We start from the raw sequence: 16,596 nt of genomic DNA, 5'->3' as shown, positions 1-16,596 counted from the left end.
GAGGGCAGCAGTTATGAAGGCAGGTATTAAGTTCTGCGGGTTTTGCAATCCGGACTTTGATGCTGCTGCCCTATTCGAACAATTAAAATCGTTGACGCCGGGTGTCACATATGTAAGCCACGGTGATCCTGAAGCCAGCATAATCCTATACTTGAGTGGGTGCTCTAAGGACTGTGCTGCCCGGGGAGCAATTAAAGAGCCAAAGATTATCGTAGGAGGAGCAAAGGTAAATTATAAAGCCGTACCAACAGCGGAACTGGCTACAAGGATTAGCGTTGAACTCAAAAAATTTATGAAGGGGGAGACATAGGTGCCAACGGAGGTAAATTTCAAGAAAAGACCCGATAAGCGGATGACCTTAAAAGAAGCTGTGAGCACCTTTGTCAAGGATGGCAGTTCAGTTGTCTTCAGCGGTATGGGCGGAGCTCAATGTGTAGCTCATGCCTATGAAATAATACGGCAAAACAAAAAAGATCTGGTGCTAATCGGAGATAGTCCCTGTGAAACTGGAGACATGCTTGTGGGTGCAGGTTTAATTCGGAAGATGGAGATCGCATGGTGTGGTTATGCAGTTGCGGGTCTAGGATACAATTTTCGACGGGCTGTGGAGGAAGGTATACCTCATCCCATCGAGCTAGAGGAATATTCCAATTACACCATAGGTCTCCGTCTGTTGGCAGGAGCAATTAATGTACCCTTTCTGCCAACTCGTTCTCTCACTGCAACGGATATACCCAAATACAACAAGAACATCAAATCTGTGACGGATCCTTATAGCGGAGAGGAAATCACCGTAGTGCCTGCGGCCCAACCAGATGTGGCATTTATACACGTGAGCCGGTCCGACAGGCGCGGTAATGCCCAGCAATTTGGCTTTTCTTCGAATGCGGAGAACGCTGCGCGAGCTGCCAAACACGTAGTTATAACCTGTGAAGAAATCGTGTCGACAGATGAAATACGAAAACACCCGACCTTAACCATTATTCCAGAATATGTGGTGGATGCAGTAGTAGAGTTGCCGTATGCTTCCCATCCCTGGAACTTCCCGTATTACTACGCGTATGATATTCCTTTCCATATGCAGCAGATGGAAGCTTTCAGGACGCGGGATGGATTCCTGAAGTGGTTAGATGAATGGTGCTACGGGACAGGCAGTTGGGAAGGTTATTTAGAAAAGGTTGGTTATGAACGTCTAGATATGCTAAGAAGGATCGAAAGGAAATTTACCAAGGCTCTCTACTAAATGGTCCTTACAACTTTGAGAAGTGGGGTGGAAAATATGGTAGCACAACAGTACGCTACCGATTATACGCTGCCGGAAATGCTTGTGGCCTGTGCGGCGCGGGAAATCCAAAACGGGGATGTTGTCTTTGCCGGCGTAGGAACGCCGACCCTAGGGGCCCTGGTCGCCAAGCTAACTAACGCGCCGGAGGCCATAATAGCCATGGAATCGGGGAGTATAGGTTGCCAGCCTTATCGTGTTATCTTGGGCATCGGTGACAATGCCTGTGTGGAGAATGCCATTTGTACAACTTCGTTGTGGCGACTGTTCTCCGACCAACAAAGAGGCTTTTTTGACGTTGGCATGGTGGGTGGTGCCCAGGTTGACAAGTTTGGCAATCTTAATAGCACGGCAATTTTCGGGAGCGGTGATTACTACCGGCCCAAGAGCCGGCTTCCGGGCAGCGGGGGAGCAAATGATATAGGTGCCTCAGCAAAAAGGACTATTATCACCATGCCTTTGGACAAGAGACGCTTCGTAGAAAAAGTGGATTATATCACTACCCCTGGACACCTGGATGGCGGTGACGCAAGGAAGCGGGCTGGACTACCAGGCGACGGACCAGCAGCCATTATAACAGACAAATGCATTTTCCGTTTTGACCCGGTAACAAAAGAAGCTTATCTGGATAGTGTGCATCCGGGTGTTTCCGTTGAGGAAGTAAAAGCCATGGTTGCTTGGGATCTGAAAGTCGCAGAGAATGTAAAGACCACAGAACCGCCAACAGTGGAGCAGGTTAGACTTACAAGGATTCTCGATGCTCATAAAATCTATACCGGTTCGGGGCTTAAAAACCTTACTTTTGAAAACTACGTTAAAATGCTAGAGGAATCTTATGAATTGCTCCATCAACTGTTTTAATAATGAATGGAAGGAGAAGGTGAACAGGTATGAAGTTTCCTGCTTTGGATGTCAAAGATAAAGTGGCTCTTGTTACGGGTTCAACAAAGGGAATCGGGTATGGAATCGCCCTGGCCCTGGCAGAAAATGGAGCTGACCTCATCATCACCAGTAGACATCAAGAAGACTGTGAAAAGGTAGCTGAAACAATTCGGGGAATGGGGCGAAGGGCCCTGGCAAAGGCTAGTGATGTTACTGATGCAGCCAGTATTAAGGCCTTGGTAGAGGCAGCTATAAAAGAGTATGGCAGAATTGATGTTTTGGTAAATAACGCTGGAACTGCAATAACCAAACGAGCCGAAGACCTCGAAGAAGCTGACTGGAACCGAGTAATTAATGTGGACTTAAAAGGGGTGTTCCTCTGCAGTATTGAGGTAGGAAAGCAGATGATAGCCCAAAAGAAAGGCAAAATTATCAACGTGGCTTCTATCTTGGGTTTGGTTGGCGAGAGAATGGTGCTCCCTTACTGTGTTGCTAAAGGCGGCGTCATACAGATGACTAGAGCTCTGGCGCTGGAATGGGCAAGGTATAATATCCAGGTTAATGCCATCTGTCCTGGCTATGTCCTTACACCCATGAACGAAGCCGATATTAAGGGCAACGAAAAGATTTACAATAATATCATTAAGAAAACACCCCTGCGCAGGCTGGGTGAGATAGAAGATATGGTGGGAGCGGTTATTTACCTAGCCTCTGAAGCTTCTAACTATATGACTGGACAAATTATGGTAGTAGATGGTGGATGGACAGCCGAGTAACATTAGGTATAATTACAAGGCTATTTGTATCCTAAGGGATAGGGGAAGCACGATATAGGCTCGGGACAACCACGGATGTGGAGATAGGGGTGGGTAAAGAGTTGCGGTAGGTGATGCATAACAGAAGCAAGCTGGGGTAATCCGTGGTGAGAGTGGCAGTCTATTCCGGTGTTTTTGATCCTATTACCAATGGAGACCAGGACATTATCTGACGTTTCGCTTGGAATGACGAAAGCCTTCAGGAACTCCCTATTATACAAGCAAAAAGGAGGCGCGAGATTATGGTTAAAAACATGACTAAGTATAGGTGGACAGTGCTAATCGTATTATGGTTAGTTTATATCATAAACTATTTTGACCGCACAGCGGTATTGACCTTTCTCCCGCTTATAAGGGAGGAGCTGCATATATCGGCAGCACAGGCAGGATTCGCTACTTCTCTCTTTTTCTTTGCTTATGCTATCGCTCAATTTACCGGAGGATGGCTTGCCGACCGGATAGGGCCCAAAAAAGTGATGTATATTGCTATCTGTACGTTTACATTCGTGACGTTTGTCACAGGATTTATTCGAAATTATACCCACTTTATTCTCACAAGGTTAGGCTTGGGCTTTTTTGAAGGACATCATTTTTCACCGTCACACAAAGCTGTTGCCAACTGGTTCCCTAAAGAGGAGAAAGGTAGGGCTACAAGCTTTTTCTCAACTACGTGGGCTGTCGGGCCGGCAATATTCCCGGTAGTTGGCACATGGATAGCTGCAATCTATGGTAGCTGGCGTCCTGTATTTTACTGGCTGGCTGTTCCTGGAATTATTGGCATATTGATTTTATGGTATTTTGTTGCTGACAAACCAGAGGACATGCTCAACAAGGGGCGTATAAGCCAGGCCGAGGTTGATTACATCAACGCTGGCGTTGTTTCCGAAGAAAGTACTAAGGGTAGCCAGGGTGGTCTGGCGTTCGTAGTCCGAGACCTGCACTTCTGGTTATACAGTATTATGTTATTCGCGAACCTGGCTATTTATTGGGGCAGTACAACCTGGATCTCTTCCTACCTGTATGAACAGCACGGTTTTAGTTTAAAAACTATGGGTGCCCTGGTTTCCCTGCCTTATGCATTAGCATTTGTGGCAATGATTCTGGGTGGATGGTTAACTGATAATGTGTTTAAAAACAAATGTCGTCCGGTATTGTTGATGTCGTACGTAGTTAGTATTCCGGTTTTGTTCTTCATGGGTATGATACCTAAGGGCAATATACCAATGATTATAACATTGCTTATTCTCATGGGATTTTTTGTGAATCTGAGCTTCGGAGCCGTCTATGCCTACCCGCAAATCCGCTATCCCAAGGAAGTTGTAGGTAGCGCGGTGGGGCTTTCAAACGGTTTTGGCCAGTTTGGTTCCTTTGTAGCGCCTCTAATTGCAGGTTTGCTAATAAAGGAGATAGGTGGTAAAGTCTCTTACACTAACGTTTTCATTTTCTTCGCCGTACTGTCCCTTTTGGCAGCGGTAGGCGCCATTCTCCTGAGTGAAAGGCCCTTAACAGCAGAGAAGTTACATACATCGAACCCTGCCCTAAGGGTAAGTAGCAGATAAGTCTTGTTGTTCTACTGGGGGGCGGCCGTTATGCCGTTCCCCCGCAGGAAATAAGTTTACAGAAACAAAAAAATGGGTGAGGTATTATGGAAAACGTAGTCATCGTAGGAGCAGCTCGGACACCTATAGGAGATTTCTTGGGCAGCCTGAAGGAGGTCTCGGCTGTAGAGTTGGGAACGGTTGCGGCCAGGGCTGCCATTGAGCGTGCAGGAATAAATCCGAAACAGGTAGATAATGTGGTAGCGGGGATGGTGTATAAAGAAGGGGTAAAGGGTAACCCCGCAAGGCAAATTCAACTAAAGTGCGATATTCCGGTAGAGGTCGCTGCAGCCACTGTGGACCAGCAATGCGCTAGCGCTATGCGAGCCACCGAGATAATTGCTCAACAGATTATGTTAGGGAAAAGTAAAGTAGGACTGGCCGTTGGCATTGAGAGTATGTCGCAAGTTCCTTATCTATTAATGGGGGCGCGAACGGGTTTGAGGATGGGCCCCGGGAGATTGGAAGATGCGCTGCTTTATGATGCGCTGAATGATGCTTTCTTTGGCTATCATATGGGTATGACTGCTGAAAACCTTGCAGAGAAATATAACATTTCACGGCAGGAACAAGATGAGCTAGCCCTTTTAAGCCACAAGCGTGCTGTAGAAGCTATTCAAGAAGGAAAGTTTAAAGAAGAAATCGTACCGGTAAGCATAAACACCAAGAAAGGTACTGTAGTAATTGACACCGATGAGCACCCACGGGCGGATACCTCTTTAGAAAAACTTTCGAAGCTAGCACCGGCTTTCAAGAAAGAAGGCGGTACAGTAACAGCGGGCAACTCCAGTGGAGTTAATGATGGTGCAGCAGCCTTGGTCCTGATGGCTGAGTCTATGGCTCGTGAACTGGGCATTAAACCTATAGCGAAACTTCTGGCGACTGCGTCTTATGGGGTACAGCCAGAGATAATGGGCATTGGCCCGGTTTATGCCATACCCAAAGCTTTGAAATATGCAGGATTGGAATTGAAGGACGTAGACTACTTTGAGATCAACGAAGCTTTTGCAGCACAGTTTCTTGCAGTGAACAGAGAGTTGAAATTGGATATGAACCGCGTCAATGCTAACGGGTCTGGTATTGCTCTCGGACATCCAGTAGGTTGCACCGGGATTCGGATAATAGTAACGCTTTTGTATGAATTGCGCCGCCGTGGTGGTCGTTACGGAGTTGCGTCATTATGTGCCGGGGGCGGGCCCTCTATGGCGACAGTCGTGCAGATGGTTTATTAATCGAAGAAAAACTTGGGGGCGGTTAAAACATGAATAAAGTTATGGTACTAGGAGCCGGTACAATGGGTGCCGGAATCGTGCAGGTAATGGCGCAGGCCGGTTTATCAGTGGTGATGTGCGATGTGGATGAACAATTCTTGCAAAGAGGAATGGCTACCATCGAGAAGAACCTTGAACGTATGGTAGCGAAAAATAAATTGACGGAAGATGAAAAACAAGCAGTACTAGGAAGAATCCTTCCTTCTCTGGATAAGGGCGATGGTGCAGACGCAGAACTGGTAGTTGAAGCGATAATAGAGAATCTGGAAGCCAAGATTGCTGTTTTCCAGGAACTGGACAATACAGTAAATAAAAACGCTATATTTGCTAGCAACACCTCGGCTTTGAGCATTAGTGCTTTGGCGTCTGCCACCTCCCGCCCAGAAAAGGTCATTGGTATGCATTTTTTTAACCCAGTACAGGTAATGCAACTGGTAGAAGTCATAAAAGGAGCGGCAACAGCTGAAGAAACTGTTAGCTCTATTACATCTCTAGTTAAGCAACTCGGCAAAACTCCTGTCACATTAAACGAGGCGCCAGGGTTTATTGTCAACCGGATGCTAGTACCCATGATTAATGAGGCCGCTTATATCCTCATGGAGGGAGTTGCTAGTGTCGAAGATATCGACACAGCAATGAAATTAGGCGCCAACCATCCTATTGGACCTTTAGCTCTAGCGGATATGATAGGCATTGACATCTGCCTGGCTGTTATGGAGACCCTATATCGGGAGTTCGGAGATTCAAAGTACAGGCCTTGTCCGCTACTAAGAAAACTGGTAAGAGCGGGGTATTTAGGTCGAAAGACGGGGCGTGGGTTTTATAACTACTTGGAGAGTAAGTAGAGCATCAATAGAAAATGTCAGGTAAAACATATCTGTTATTCTGTATTTATTACTTGGTATGATTGGACCTCGAAATAAGCAGTATTACAATTGACATAGCACACTCAATTTTATAATACAAAGGAAGGTGGTACCATTATGGATTTCAAACTAACGGAAGAACAGGAACTGTTACGGAAAAGCGTGCGGGAGTTCGCCGAGCAATATTTGGAACCAATTGCCGGTGAGCTTGATGAAGAGAGCCGCTATCCGGCCGAAATTGTGGCGAAATTAGCGGAAATGGATTGGATGGGCATCCCGTACCCCCAGGAATACGGCGGCGCCGGTGCCGACTATCTAAGCTATGTCATTACCGTAGAAGAAATATCCCGTTCCTGCGCCGCGACAGGGACGATCCTTTCGGCCCACACTTCCTTAGCCTGCGGTCCCATTTATCAGTACGGTACCGAAGAGCAAAAGCAAAAATATCTGGTGCCCTTGTGCAAAGGGGAAAAACTGGGCGCCTTCTGCCTGACGGAACCTGGAGCCGGGACCGATGCAGGAGCAGGTACTACGACGGCAGTGTTGGACGGTAACGAATATGTCATCAACGGTACCAAAACCTTTATCACCAACGGTCCCGTAGCCGATATCTTCATCGTATTTGCCAAGACTGACAAAACCAAGGGAACCAGGGGAATAAGTGCCTTTATCGTACCCAAAGATGCCCCGGGATTAAAAGTCGGTAAACACGAAAATAAAATGGGTATCCGCGCCTCCCAGACATCAGAGATTATTTTCAAAGATTGCCGTATTCCCAAGGAGAACCTTCTCGGGGAAGAAGGTAAAGGTTTCCGGATTGCCATGGAGACGTTAGATGGCGGCCGAATTGGCATTGCTGCCCAGGCTCTCGGCATTGCGCAAGCGGCTTTAGACGAAGCAATTAAATACTCGAAAGAAAGGGTTCAGTTTGGCAAGCCTATTTGCAGCAACCAGGCCATTCAGTGGATGATAGCCAATATGGCTACAGATATCCAGGCAGCCCGCTTTTTGACTTATTACGCGGCCTGGTGCAAGGACAACGGTCTACCTTACACCAAAGAAGCGGCCATGGCCAAGCTCTTTGCGGCGGAAACAGCCTCACGCCATACTTCCAAAGCCGTACAAATTCACGGTGGCTACGGCTATATCAAAGGATACAAGGTTGAGCGCCTGATGCGCGATGCCAAGATAACGGAGATTTACGAAGGCACGTCGGAAGTGCAAAGAATGGTTATTGCCGGCAATCTGCTCCGTTAACAAGTCAATCGAAAAAGCAAAGGAGAATCATGACATGCCACGGATTGTCTCCTGTTTCAAATGGGTAAAAGATGAAGCGGACATTAAGGTAGCTCCTAATTCCCGCGAACTCGTCCTTGACCGGGTAGGTTATAAAATCAGCGATTATGATCGCAATGCCATTGAAGAAGCGATGCGGCTGCAAGAGCGATACGGCGGCAGTGTCGTTGCTGTGACGGTGGGACCGCCGGCGGCCAAGCAGAGCTTAAAGGACGCCCTTTCCCGGGGCCCGGAAAAAGCCTATTTCATCAATGATCCCGGTTTCACCGAACTAGAGCCGTCGCAAACAGCCGCTATTCTGGCTGCAGCCATTAAGGGTCATATTGAATACGACCTGATCATCTGTGCCGAAGGTTCGAGCGATCTTTACGCTCAGCAGGTAGGGCCGCGCCTGGCAGAACTCCTCGGCATCCCGTGTGCCACCTACGTAAACAAGCTGGCAGTGGAAAACAATCAAATTATCGCCGAACGCAAGCTGGACGACGGTGTAGAAGTAGTGACCATGCCGATGCCGGCGCTGGTGACCGTCCTGCCGGAAATAAATACGCCCAGGTTACCGAGCCTCAAACAGGTACTCGGCGCCGCCAAAAAACCGGTAGCGAATATAGGGCTTGCCGATATCGGACAGCTTAAAGAACCCTGCTTGAAAACAACAAGTGTTCTAGCAGCAACAATGGAAAGGCGCCGGGAGAAATACGGAGCTGAAATCGAGGACATCCGCAAAGTTGTTGATGCTCTGATCAAAGAAGGCGTACTTGTTTAAAGGAGTGGTAATTTAAATGTCTGGAGTATGGGTATTCGCCGAAAGACGGGAACAAACACTGGAGCTATTAAACATCGGCCGGTCCCTAGCCGATGAACTGGGGACTGCACTGGTGGCTTTTGCCACCGGGGGAGAACAGGCGGCTAAAGACTATATTAAACACGGGGCGGATGAGGTGTTTAGCCTCTCCCCCCTGGCTGAAGGCCAGCCCCTGGAAGCTTATGTGCCGGTGATGGTCGACGCGGCTCGCAGAGAAGACCCGGATATCTTTCTTATCTGTGCCACCCGGCGCGGGAAAGAAATGGCGGCGCGCATAGCGGCGCAGTTAAACACCGGCCTGGGGAGCGAATGCAACTCTCTGAAGCTGGATAAAGAAAACAAATCTTTAATAATGGAACGCATGATGTTTGGCGGAGCAGCAGTCCAGACCATAGTATGCACGACGCGGCCTCAGATGGCAACCATACCGCCACGTACTTTTGAACAGGCAGCAGCCCAGGAGGGCAGGGAGGGCAAGATAACTGAGTTGCCTGCTCCTGGCGCCAGTGCCGTAAAAGTAATCGACCGTAAGCCCAAGGTAAAGGAAGCAGTAGATATAACGGAGGCCAACGTCATTGTAGCAGTTGGGCGGGGACTGGAAAAACAGGAGGATCTCCGTCTGGTGCAGGAACTGGCCGGAGCCGTGGGGGGCGAAATCGGCTGCTCCAGGCCCATCGCCGAAGAACTGCACTGGCTGCCGGAAGACAGGTACCTGGGTATATCGGGGCAAAAAGTAAAGCCGGCACTCTATATTGGGCTCGGAATATCCGGACAGATCCAGCACGTAAGCGGCATCCGCGACGCCAAGGTTATCGTCGCCGTTAACCGCGATGAGAACGCTCCCATATTTGAAGCAGCAGATTATGGCATAGTCGGCGATCTATATGACGTTGTCCCGAAACTCACCGCGGAGCTAAAAAAGGCTCTAAAAAATAGTTAGAGTGGTGTGAGCATGGCGGAAGAAAAATTCACGGCGATTATAATCGGCGCCGGTCCGGCGGGGAGCACAGCCGCCTATTTACTGGCCCAAGCAGGTCTAGAGGTGCTCCTCATCGAAAAGGGGCCGACACCAGGCAGCAAGAATATGTTTGGCGGCCGGATGTATAGTCATGCCCTTAACCGGATTATACCCAATTTTTGGGAGGAAGCCCCTGTCGAAAGGCCGGTAGTGCGAGAAGTAATCACCTTTATGACCGAAGATAAAAGCGTGTCGCTAGTATGCCAGGACGAAAAATGGGCCAACCAACCTTATCACTCTTTTACCCTTCTGCGGGCGGAGTTTGATGCCTGGCTGGCTTCGAAGGCGGAGGAAGCCGGCGCTCTCCTGGCCTGCGGCGTCCGGGTCGACGATCTCCTGATAGACAACGGCCGGGTAGTAGGTGTTCGGGCCGGAGAAGACGAAATGCTGGCCGATGTAGTTATTGCTGCCGACGGCGTCAACTCCCTTATGGCCCAAAAAGCCGGTTTGCGAAAAGAGCTTGAACCCCGCCAGGTAGCCACAGGAGTAAAAGAAGTCATTGAATTACCTCCCGAGATCATCAGCCAGCGTTTCCAGGTCAGCGGTAACAATGGTGTCGCCCAACTATTTGTCGGCAGCTGTACCAAGGGGATGCAGGGCGGCGGTTTCCTGTACACCAACAAAAACAGCATTTCCCTGGGACTGGTAGTTAAGGCGGCGGAATTGCAACGGAGCAGTTACAGGCTGGTAGATATGATGGAAGATTTCAAAGCCCATCCCCATATTGCGCCTTTGGTGGAAGGTGGCCAGGTGGTAGAGTATTCAGCCCACCTGGTACCCGAAGCCGGCCTGGAAATGATGCCCCGGCTTTACGGCGACGGCATCCTGGTAACAGGGGATGCAGCCGGATTTGTCCTCAACCTAGGTTACCAGGTCAGGGGCATGGATTTTGCCATCGCCTCCGGGGAAGCTGCGGCCAAGGCAGTTAAAGAAGCCAAAGCCAGGAACGACTTCTCCCAGCAGACACTGCGCCTTTACGAGGACTTCCTCAAACAAAGCTTTGTCTTAAGGGATATGGAGGCCTACCGGCAAGCACCCCATTTCCTTGAAAATGAGCGGCTTTTCGGGGCCTATCCTGACCTGGCCACCGGGCTGGTAAGCAAAATGTTTACAGTAGATGGTACAGCACCGGTACACCTGTTAAATAAATTCATGGGCCAGCTCAAAGAGAGCCGGATTGGCTGGCTGCAGCTTGCCGGAGACGCCTTGAAAGGGGGTAGGACCCTCTGAAACGGTTAAGCAGTGAACAATTGCTGGGGATCAATAAGTTCGCGGTAGATGACGAAGAGGCCCATATTGTTCTCAACAAAGAGGTTTGTTCTTCCTGTAAAAGCAAGCCCTGCACCTTTGCCTGCCCGGCTGGCCTTTACACTTTAAAAGATGGGGAAATAAGCTTTGATTATGCAGGCTGCCTTGAGTGTGGTACCTGCCGGGTTATCTGTCCCCAGGCCGGGGCTATTAGCTGGCAATATCCGCGGGGCGGGTTTGGTATCATTTTCCGCTATGGGTAAAGGGTTAGAGGTGAGGGCTGTTGCTACGAACAGCTATCTGTCCGGGAGCCTTTGATCCCATTACCAATGGCCATCTGGATATTATTAAACGGGCAACAGCCCTATTTGATAGAGTTGTTGTAGGTGTAGCCGCCACTCCTATTAAAAAGACATATTTTCCCCTGGAAAAAAGACTGAAGCTGGTCCAGATTGTTTGCCATGACCTGGAGAATGTAACGGTCAAACCATTTTCCGGCTTGTTAGTCGATTTTGCCAGGCAGGAAGGAGCAACAGCCATCATCAGGGGGTTAAGGGCTGTAGCGGATTTTGATTTTGAACTGCAAATGGCTTTAATGAACAAAAAACTTGCCGGCGACATTGAAACCATTTTTCTAATGGCAGCTACGGAGTATTCCTACCTGAACTCAAATCTTGTTCGCCAGGTGGCCATGGTGGGAGGATGCCTTAAAGGTTTGGTGCCGCCGGTGGTGGAGCAGGTCTTAGAACAACATTATCGCCTGCGATAAAAAACATTAAAAAGGAGGTAATCCCGGATGGCCAGGAATTATGTGGAGTTAAAGGTAGAGGAAAGCATCGCCACCCTTACCATCAACCGCCAGGAAGCCCTTAATGCTTTGAACCGGACCGTTTTGGAAGAATTGAAAGAGGTCATCAACAATATCGCGGCTGACGATCAGGTCAAGGCCTTAATTATAACCGGGGCGGGAAGTAAATCTTTTGTCGCCGGCGCCGACATCGCCGCCATGAAAGATATGACGCCCCTGGAAGCAAAGGAATTCAGTTTTCTAGGCCACAGGGTATTTGCGGCCATCGAAAAACTACCCATACCCGTGATAGCCGCCATTAATGGCTTTGCGTTGGGTGGAGGCTGTGAATTGGCTCTCGCCTGTGACATCCGCATCGCTGCCAGTACTGCCCGCCTTGGCCAGCCGGAGGTTAAGCTGGGAATTATCCCCGGTTTTGGTGGTACCCAGCGGTTGGCCCGCATAGTAGGCAAAGGGATTGCCTCGGAGTTAATCTTTAGTGGCGAGATGATCGATGCCGAAAGGGCCCTGGCCATCGGGCTGGTTAACGCTGTGGTCCCGCCGGAGAAGTTGATGGAAGAAGCCCAAAAACTGGCGCAAAAAATTATTGCCAATGGTCCCGTGGCACTTCGCTATGCCAAAGCGGCAATCCACAACGGCCTCCAGATGACTCTGGAACAGGGTTGCCAGTATGAAGTTGAACTCTTTACGGACTGCTTTACCACTGAAGATCAAGACATCGGGATGGCAGCTTTTCTCAGTAAGCAAAAACCGGTCTTCAAAGGGGTTTAATATAGAAAAATCTAGATATCTAGCAAGGGTTAATCCCCCAAGGTAATATTTTTTGTCTCTCCCTGTTTTTAAGATAAAAATTAGAGTGGCGTGCAAGCGAGATAACTGAAACAATCAGGGAACAGCCGTTGGTGGAAGATGTGGCTTGTTACGCTGAGCTCCACCTTCCATTAACGGCGGCTCTCCCCTGGCAAACTTAGCCCGGATTCCTTCCAGGTAAAAATAACCGAAGAGGAGTTGGTTAGAGACGCTAGGCCGAATATTCCTCGAACAGTATCCGGCAAAGCGATCTGTCTATTGAGAAAACGGTTATAGCACCTGGGTTGACGAAGGGGGAGTGGCTGCCGTTGAGGATAATCGCCGGCAAATGTTGATATGGTTGAAAATGGAGGTTGAAAGCTTTGCGCAGTGATTTTCGTTTTTTCTATCCTCTTAGAGTACGGTATGCTGAAATAGATGGACAGGGAATAGTCTTTAATGCACACTATCTCACCTATCTTGATGTAGCGATTACTGAGTATTTTCGGCACCTTGGTATGGACTACAAACAGCTTGCGAGCGAAGGTAAAATGGACATGGCGTTAGTAAAAACAACTCTGGAATTCAGATCACCAGCCTTTTTCGATGATATCCTTGATATAGGGGTGCGTGTTTCCAATATGGGAAACAAGAGTTATACAGTGGACTTTGAAGTGTACAAAGAATCTTCGGACATACTTGTGTTAAAGGCACAGACGATATATGTCAACTATAATCCCAAAACAAGAAAAGCAGAACCGCTACCGTCTTTTTTCCGTTCTGCGGTTGAAAGCTTTGAGACCCTATCCTGATAGCTGGCATTATTGCCGCAACAAAAATAGGGAATTATTGGTGGATAACCGTTTTTAATAAAAATTAATCCTAAATCCGAAGGCTAATGAAGGAGTGAAATAAGGATGCTGGATAGCAGAAGAATACCCATAACTAGACTTGAAACGAGCCAGGATTGGCTCGAACGCTTGCAGTGGCTGGGAATTAAAGTGGAAAAACCTCAGGAAGAGTCCAGCAAACAAGCCGGGTTTGACTCGAATGCCTATAATTGCCGGGGATTAAAGGAAAATCTTGAGGAAAAGAGCAAAGAAAGTAAGCCGTATGATGGTTAACACATTTTTCAACTCTACAGATGCAAAAAGATGATTCCAGGTTATTACAGTAGTTGGGCAATAGCAAGGCTTTTCTGGGGTTTAAACAAAAAGAAGAAAATGCCAAAATGCATAGGCAAACGATTTTGGAGGCACGGCAGGAATTTATTAATATGTATCGAAAAACGTAAAAATGTACATCTAAACCGCGCGACCAAAAAACAAACGAAAAGGGTATGGCCTCTTTAACCACCTGTTTGTCAGAACGTATGAGCTCACCGTCGATGTGGATGAACGCCACCCTGTCAACACCGCAGGCTACGCACTCCTATAGAAAACCTCATTACCATAACGCTGATGATTCACCACATACACGATTGATATTACGGTTTGACTAGTACAGTTCCTGGTATCCAGTTTCCCGGTAGCTGTGTAAAGCGAGGGCTTAATACAAGCTTTAAACATCTAAGAGAGAAAGCATTTTTGTTTTATCCTTAAAAGAGGAAGAATGAGGGTAAGGATTACTATTCCAGTTTTATTTATGAAATATTAATGACGTAGAGAAGGATTATTTTAAAAGAGGTGGAAAACATATAGATTATAGTATTAGTTTTCACTTTCTCAAATGACTTTTCTCCTTAAGGGGTCCTCTCTTTTTAGGAATTAACCAACTGGAAATTTTACTGGTTATATCTATCATGCAAGGAGGGATGTTATGACTGAAATGAGGAAAAACCTTAGTCATAGTACGGATAAACAATGTTACGATACAGCGGGGCAATTAATTCGCCAGGCATGGCATGAATTCGTTGAGAAAGGTCGCGTCCAGGAGGGGATAGTACGACCGTTAATCTTAAAGTCATGGTTAGAATGCAGGAAGATAGGCTTAAGCCCATTCCAAAAAAAGGCTCCATATGTTTTAAGCAAAGAGGAGTTAGAGTCAAGAAAGTCTCAGTGTAGCATATTTCTGGAAGTAGCCATTCCTATTGCAATGAATCTATATAAATTTGTAGCAGGTTCAGGTTTTATTATCGCCATCGCGGATTCAGAAGGATATCTGCTGGAGATTATGGGGGATGACGACGTTAAAGAAAACGTTAAACGAGGTAATTTTATAGAGGGGGCCAACTGGAGCGAGGAATTTACAGGCACTAATGGTGTGGGCAGTTGTTTGAAATACAATTTACCTCTACAAATATGTGGCTACGAACATTATTGTATTTGTTCTCATAATTGGACCTGCTCGGGTGCGCCTATTCATGATTCCAACGGCAAAGTAATTGGCGCATTGGACATGACGGCTATTCGAGAAAAAGCTCATTCTCATACATTAGGAATGATAGTTGGGGCTGCTTATGCTATTGAAAGACAGCTTGCTTTGATGGAGGCCTGGCAAAAGGTTAAAGTTGCAGATCAATATAAGAACGCAATTATCGATGCGGTATCTGACGCACTTATTGCAACTGATAGCGAGTACAAAATCACACACTTTAATGAAAGAGCTCAAGAAATGTTGGGCATTAATAAGTCTGAAGCCTTGGGGGTTGAAATTAGTAAAGTTCTTGGGCTTAACAACAAAGAACTAATGAAAGTATTGGAAGGAAAAAAATATGTTACAGATCATCAGTTCAACCTCTATACGCGAACAGGAAGGCTTCATTGTAGTCTTACCTCACGTCCGATTGTATCTAATGGCAGGTTGGAAGGATTAGTCCTAATTATAGAAAAGGCCAAGAGAGTTCACCGGTTAGCTAATAAAATTTATGGTGCAAAAGCAAGTATAACATTTGCAGACATATTAGGAAACGATCCGCGATTCATAAAAATGATCGAAATGGCTAAAGTAGCTGCTCGTAGTTCATCTAATGTGTTGATACTGGGTGAAACAGGCACAGGAAAAGATATGTTAGCCCAGGCTATTCACAACGCAAGTTCACGAAGGGATGGGCCGTTTATAGCAATTAATTGTGGGGCCATTCCACGAGAATTAATAGCCAGTGAACTGTTTGGTTATGAAGAAGGTGCTTTTACCGGAGCAAGAAAGGGTGGCAAGCCTGGAAAGTTCGAACTAGCTGATGGTGGAACAATTTTCCTTGATGAGATAGGCGAAATGCCTTTGGAATTGCAGACGGCTTTATTACGTGTCTTAGAACAAAAGGCCATTACAAGAGTTGGTGGCACTGATCTAATTCCCGTGAATGTCCGTATTATAGCTGCGACAAATAAAAACCTGCTGGCAGAAATAGAAAAAGGGAATTTCAGAAAGGATCTCTTTTACCGCCTAAACGTAATTGCGATTCGTACTATTCCCCTAAGAGAGAGGAAAACAGATATTAAACCTCTTGCTTTACATTTTATGAGAAAAGTTGCTGATCAAATTGGAAAAAAGATTGAAACAGTAGATGAAGAAATCTGGGAAAGATTTAAAACCTATAACTGGCCGGGAAACGTACGTGAACTTTATAATGTGATAGAAAGAATAGTAAATATTGCTTCTAGCAATTACCTTGGAGTAGATTTGCTACCAGAAGAAATCAAGGAATATGGTCAAAAGGATCAAATAAAAGTTAATGGGAAAAAATTTGGAAGGGAAGAATTAACAACCCTGATAAAAATGTATAATGGTAATATTAGTAAGGTAGCCAAAGAATTAGGAATAGCCCGGACGACAGTATATAGAATGATGTGGAAGTATAATATCCAGCGCACCTCTGTTAAGGTATAATAGGTTGAATGGCAAACAAAATGTCAGGCAGAAAGATAATATTATTTTCGGGTTCCAGGCATAACCGATTGCCATCGGCCTGAAATAATGCAA

General features: G+C 46.9%; 17 protein-coding genes. All 17 read left to right on the top strand.

Translation table 11 applies throughout. The features are described from left to right. The first annotated feature begins 13 nt into the window (after positions 1 to 13). Positions 14 to 310 (top strand): hypothetical protein, encoded by a 297-nt coding sequence (locus tag MCACP_RS12710; RefSeq protein ID WP_406677113.1) that lies wholly within the window; start codon positions 14 to 16, stop codon positions 308 to 310. Beyond that, positions 311 to 1,243, top strand: a complete 933-nt coding sequence (locus MCACP_RS12705; protein WP_406677112.1) for a CoA transferase subunit A — start codon at positions 311 to 313, stop codon at positions 1,241 to 1,243. A gap of 36 nt (positions 1,244 to 1,279) precedes the next feature. Then, positions 1,280 to 2,143 carry a CoA-transferase subunit beta gene (locus tag MCACP_RS12700; RefSeq protein ID WP_406677111.1) on the top strand — a complete coding sequence of 288 codons (864 nt, stop codon included), beginning with the start codon at positions 1,280 to 1,282 and terminating at the stop codon, positions 2,141 to 2,143. A 29-nt stretch (positions 2,144 to 2,172) separates the two neighbouring features. Then, positions 2,173 to 2,940, top strand: a complete 768-nt coding sequence (locus tag MCACP_RS12695) for an SDR family NAD(P)-dependent oxidoreductase (protein WP_406677110.1) — start codon at positions 2,173 to 2,175, stop codon at positions 2,938 to 2,940. Positions 2,941 to 3,221: 281 nt separating this feature from the next. Next, the gene (locus MCACP_RS12690; protein WP_406677109.1) at positions 3,222 to 4,538 is read left to right on the top strand and encodes an MFS transporter; all 1,317 of its coding nucleotides are present in this window, start codon (positions 3,222 to 3,224) and stop codon (positions 4,536 to 4,538) included. A gap of 86 nt (positions 4,539 to 4,624) precedes the next feature. Next, positions 4,625 to 5,809 (top strand): thiolase family protein, encoded by a 1,185-nt coding sequence (locus MCACP_RS12685; protein ID WP_406677108.1) that lies wholly within the window; start codon positions 4,625 to 4,627, stop codon positions 5,807 to 5,809. A gap of 29 nt (positions 5,810 to 5,838) precedes the next feature. After that, positions 5,839 to 6,693 (top strand): 3-hydroxybutyryl-CoA dehydrogenase, encoded by an 855-nt coding sequence (locus MCACP_RS12680; protein WP_406677107.1) that lies wholly within the window; start codon positions 5,839 to 5,841, stop codon positions 6,691 to 6,693. 138 nt (positions 6,694 to 6,831) lie between these two features. Next, positions 6,832 to 7,971 carry an acyl-CoA dehydrogenase gene (locus MCACP_RS12675; protein WP_406677106.1) on the top strand — a complete coding sequence of 380 codons (1,140 nt, stop codon included), beginning with the start codon at positions 6,832 to 6,834 and terminating at the stop codon, positions 7,969 to 7,971. A 34-nt stretch (positions 7,972 to 8,005) separates the two neighbouring features. Next, the gene (locus MCACP_RS12670) at positions 8,006 to 8,773 is read left to right on the top strand and encodes an electron transfer flavoprotein subunit beta/FixA family protein (protein WP_406677105.1); all 768 of its coding nucleotides are present in this window, start codon (positions 8,006 to 8,008) and stop codon (positions 8,771 to 8,773) included. A gap of 16 nt (positions 8,774 to 8,789) precedes the next feature. Beyond that, entirely contained in the window at positions 8,790 to 9,752 is a 963-nt protein-coding gene (locus MCACP_RS12665; protein WP_406677104.1) for an electron transfer flavoprotein subunit alpha/FixB family protein, read from the top strand. Positions 9,753 to 9,764: 12 nt separating this feature from the next. Further along, a complete protein-coding gene (locus MCACP_RS12660) occupies positions 9,765 to 11,060 on the top strand; it encodes an FAD-dependent oxidoreductase (protein WP_406677103.1) in 1,296 nt (431 codons plus the stop codon). Then, positions 11,057 to 11,341, top strand: a complete 285-nt coding sequence (locus MCACP_RS12655) for a ferredoxin family protein (protein ID WP_406678707.1) — start codon at positions 11,057 to 11,059, stop codon at positions 11,339 to 11,341. Before MCACP_RS12660 ends, MCACP_RS12655 begins: the two co-directional genes overlap by 4 nt. 20 nt (positions 11,342 to 11,361) lie before the next feature. Beyond that, on the top strand, positions 11,362 to 11,847 hold the full coding sequence (coaD, locus tag MCACP_RS12650) for a pantetheine-phosphate adenylyltransferase (RefSeq protein ID WP_406677102.1): 486 nt from the start codon (positions 11,362 to 11,364) through the stop codon (positions 11,845 to 11,847). 27 nt (positions 11,848 to 11,874) lie between these two features. Then, on the top strand, positions 11,875 to 12,657 hold the full coding sequence (locus MCACP_RS12645) for an enoyl-CoA hydratase-related protein (RefSeq protein WP_406677101.1): 783 nt from the start codon (positions 11,875 to 11,877) through the stop codon (positions 12,655 to 12,657). 401 nt (positions 12,658 to 13,058) lie between these two features. Continuing rightward, on the top strand, positions 13,059 to 13,487 hold the full coding sequence (locus MCACP_RS12640; RefSeq protein WP_406677100.1) for an acyl-CoA thioesterase: 429 nt from the start codon (positions 13,059 to 13,061) through the stop codon (positions 13,485 to 13,487). Between the two features lie 105 nt (positions 13,488 to 13,592). Further along, positions 13,593 to 13,799 carry a hypothetical protein gene (locus MCACP_RS12635; RefSeq protein WP_406677099.1) on the top strand — a complete coding sequence of 69 codons (207 nt, stop codon included), beginning with the start codon at positions 13,593 to 13,595 and terminating at the stop codon, positions 13,797 to 13,799. Between the two features lie 694 nt (positions 13,800 to 14,493). Then, positions 14,494 to 16,503, top strand: a complete 2,010-nt coding sequence (locus tag MCACP_RS12630; RefSeq protein WP_406677098.1) for a sigma-54-dependent Fis family transcriptional regulator — start codon at positions 14,494 to 14,496, stop codon at positions 16,501 to 16,503. Positions 16,504 to 16,596 lie beyond the last annotated feature (93 nt).

The sequence above is a fragment of the Neomoorella carbonis genome (assembly GCF_045278715.1).
Taxonomy (GTDB): domain Bacteria; phylum Bacillota; class DSM-521; order Neomoorellales; family Neomoorellaceae; genus Neomoorella; species Neomoorella carbonis.
The sequence above is the reverse complement of the archived record's forward strand: the minus strand, read 5'-3'. Positions and strand labels throughout refer to the sequence as shown.

Coding starts and splice junctions, on each gene's coding strand:
- MCACP_RS12710 (WP_406677113.1), top strand. CDS start 14: ATGAAGGCAGGTATTAAGTTCTGCGGGTTTTGCAATCCGGACTTTGAT.
- MCACP_RS12630 (WP_406677098.1), top strand. CDS start 14,494: ATGACTGAAATGAGGAAAAACCTTAGTCATAGTACGGATAAACAATGT.
- MCACP_RS12670 (WP_406677105.1), top strand. CDS start 8,006: ATGCCACGGATTGTCTCCTGTTTCAAATGGGTAAAAGATGAAGCGGAC.
- MCACP_RS12665 (WP_406677104.1), top strand. CDS start 8,790: ATGTCTGGAGTATGGGTATTCGCCGAAAGACGGGAACAAACACTGGAG.
- MCACP_RS12645 (WP_406677101.1), top strand. CDS start 11,875: ATGGCCAGGAATTATGTGGAGTTAAAGGTAGAGGAAAGCATCGCCACC.
- MCACP_RS12680 (WP_406677107.1), top strand. CDS start 5,839: ATGAATAAAGTTATGGTACTAGGAGCCGGTACAATGGGTGCCGGAATC.
- MCACP_RS12695 (WP_406677110.1), top strand. CDS start 2,173: ATGAAGTTTCCTGCTTTGGATGTCAAAGATAAAGTGGCTCTTGTTACG.
- MCACP_RS12685 (WP_406677108.1), top strand. CDS start 4,625: ATGGAAAACGTAGTCATCGTAGGAGCAGCTCGGACACCTATAGGAGAT.
- MCACP_RS12675 (WP_406677106.1), top strand. CDS start 6,832: ATGGATTTCAAACTAACGGAAGAACAGGAACTGTTACGGAAAAGCGTG.
- MCACP_RS12690 (WP_406677109.1), top strand. CDS start 3,222: ATGGTTAAAAACATGACTAAGTATAGGTGGACAGTGCTAATCGTATTA.
- MCACP_RS12660 (WP_406677103.1), top strand. CDS start 9,765: ATGGCGGAAGAAAAATTCACGGCGATTATAATCGGCGCCGGTCCGGCG.
- MCACP_RS12700 (WP_406677111.1), top strand. CDS start 1,280: ATGGTAGCACAACAGTACGCTACCGATTATACGCTGCCGGAAATGCTT.
- MCACP_RS12635 (WP_406677099.1), top strand. CDS start 13,593: ATGCTGGATAGCAGAAGAATACCCATAACTAGACTTGAAACGAGCCAG.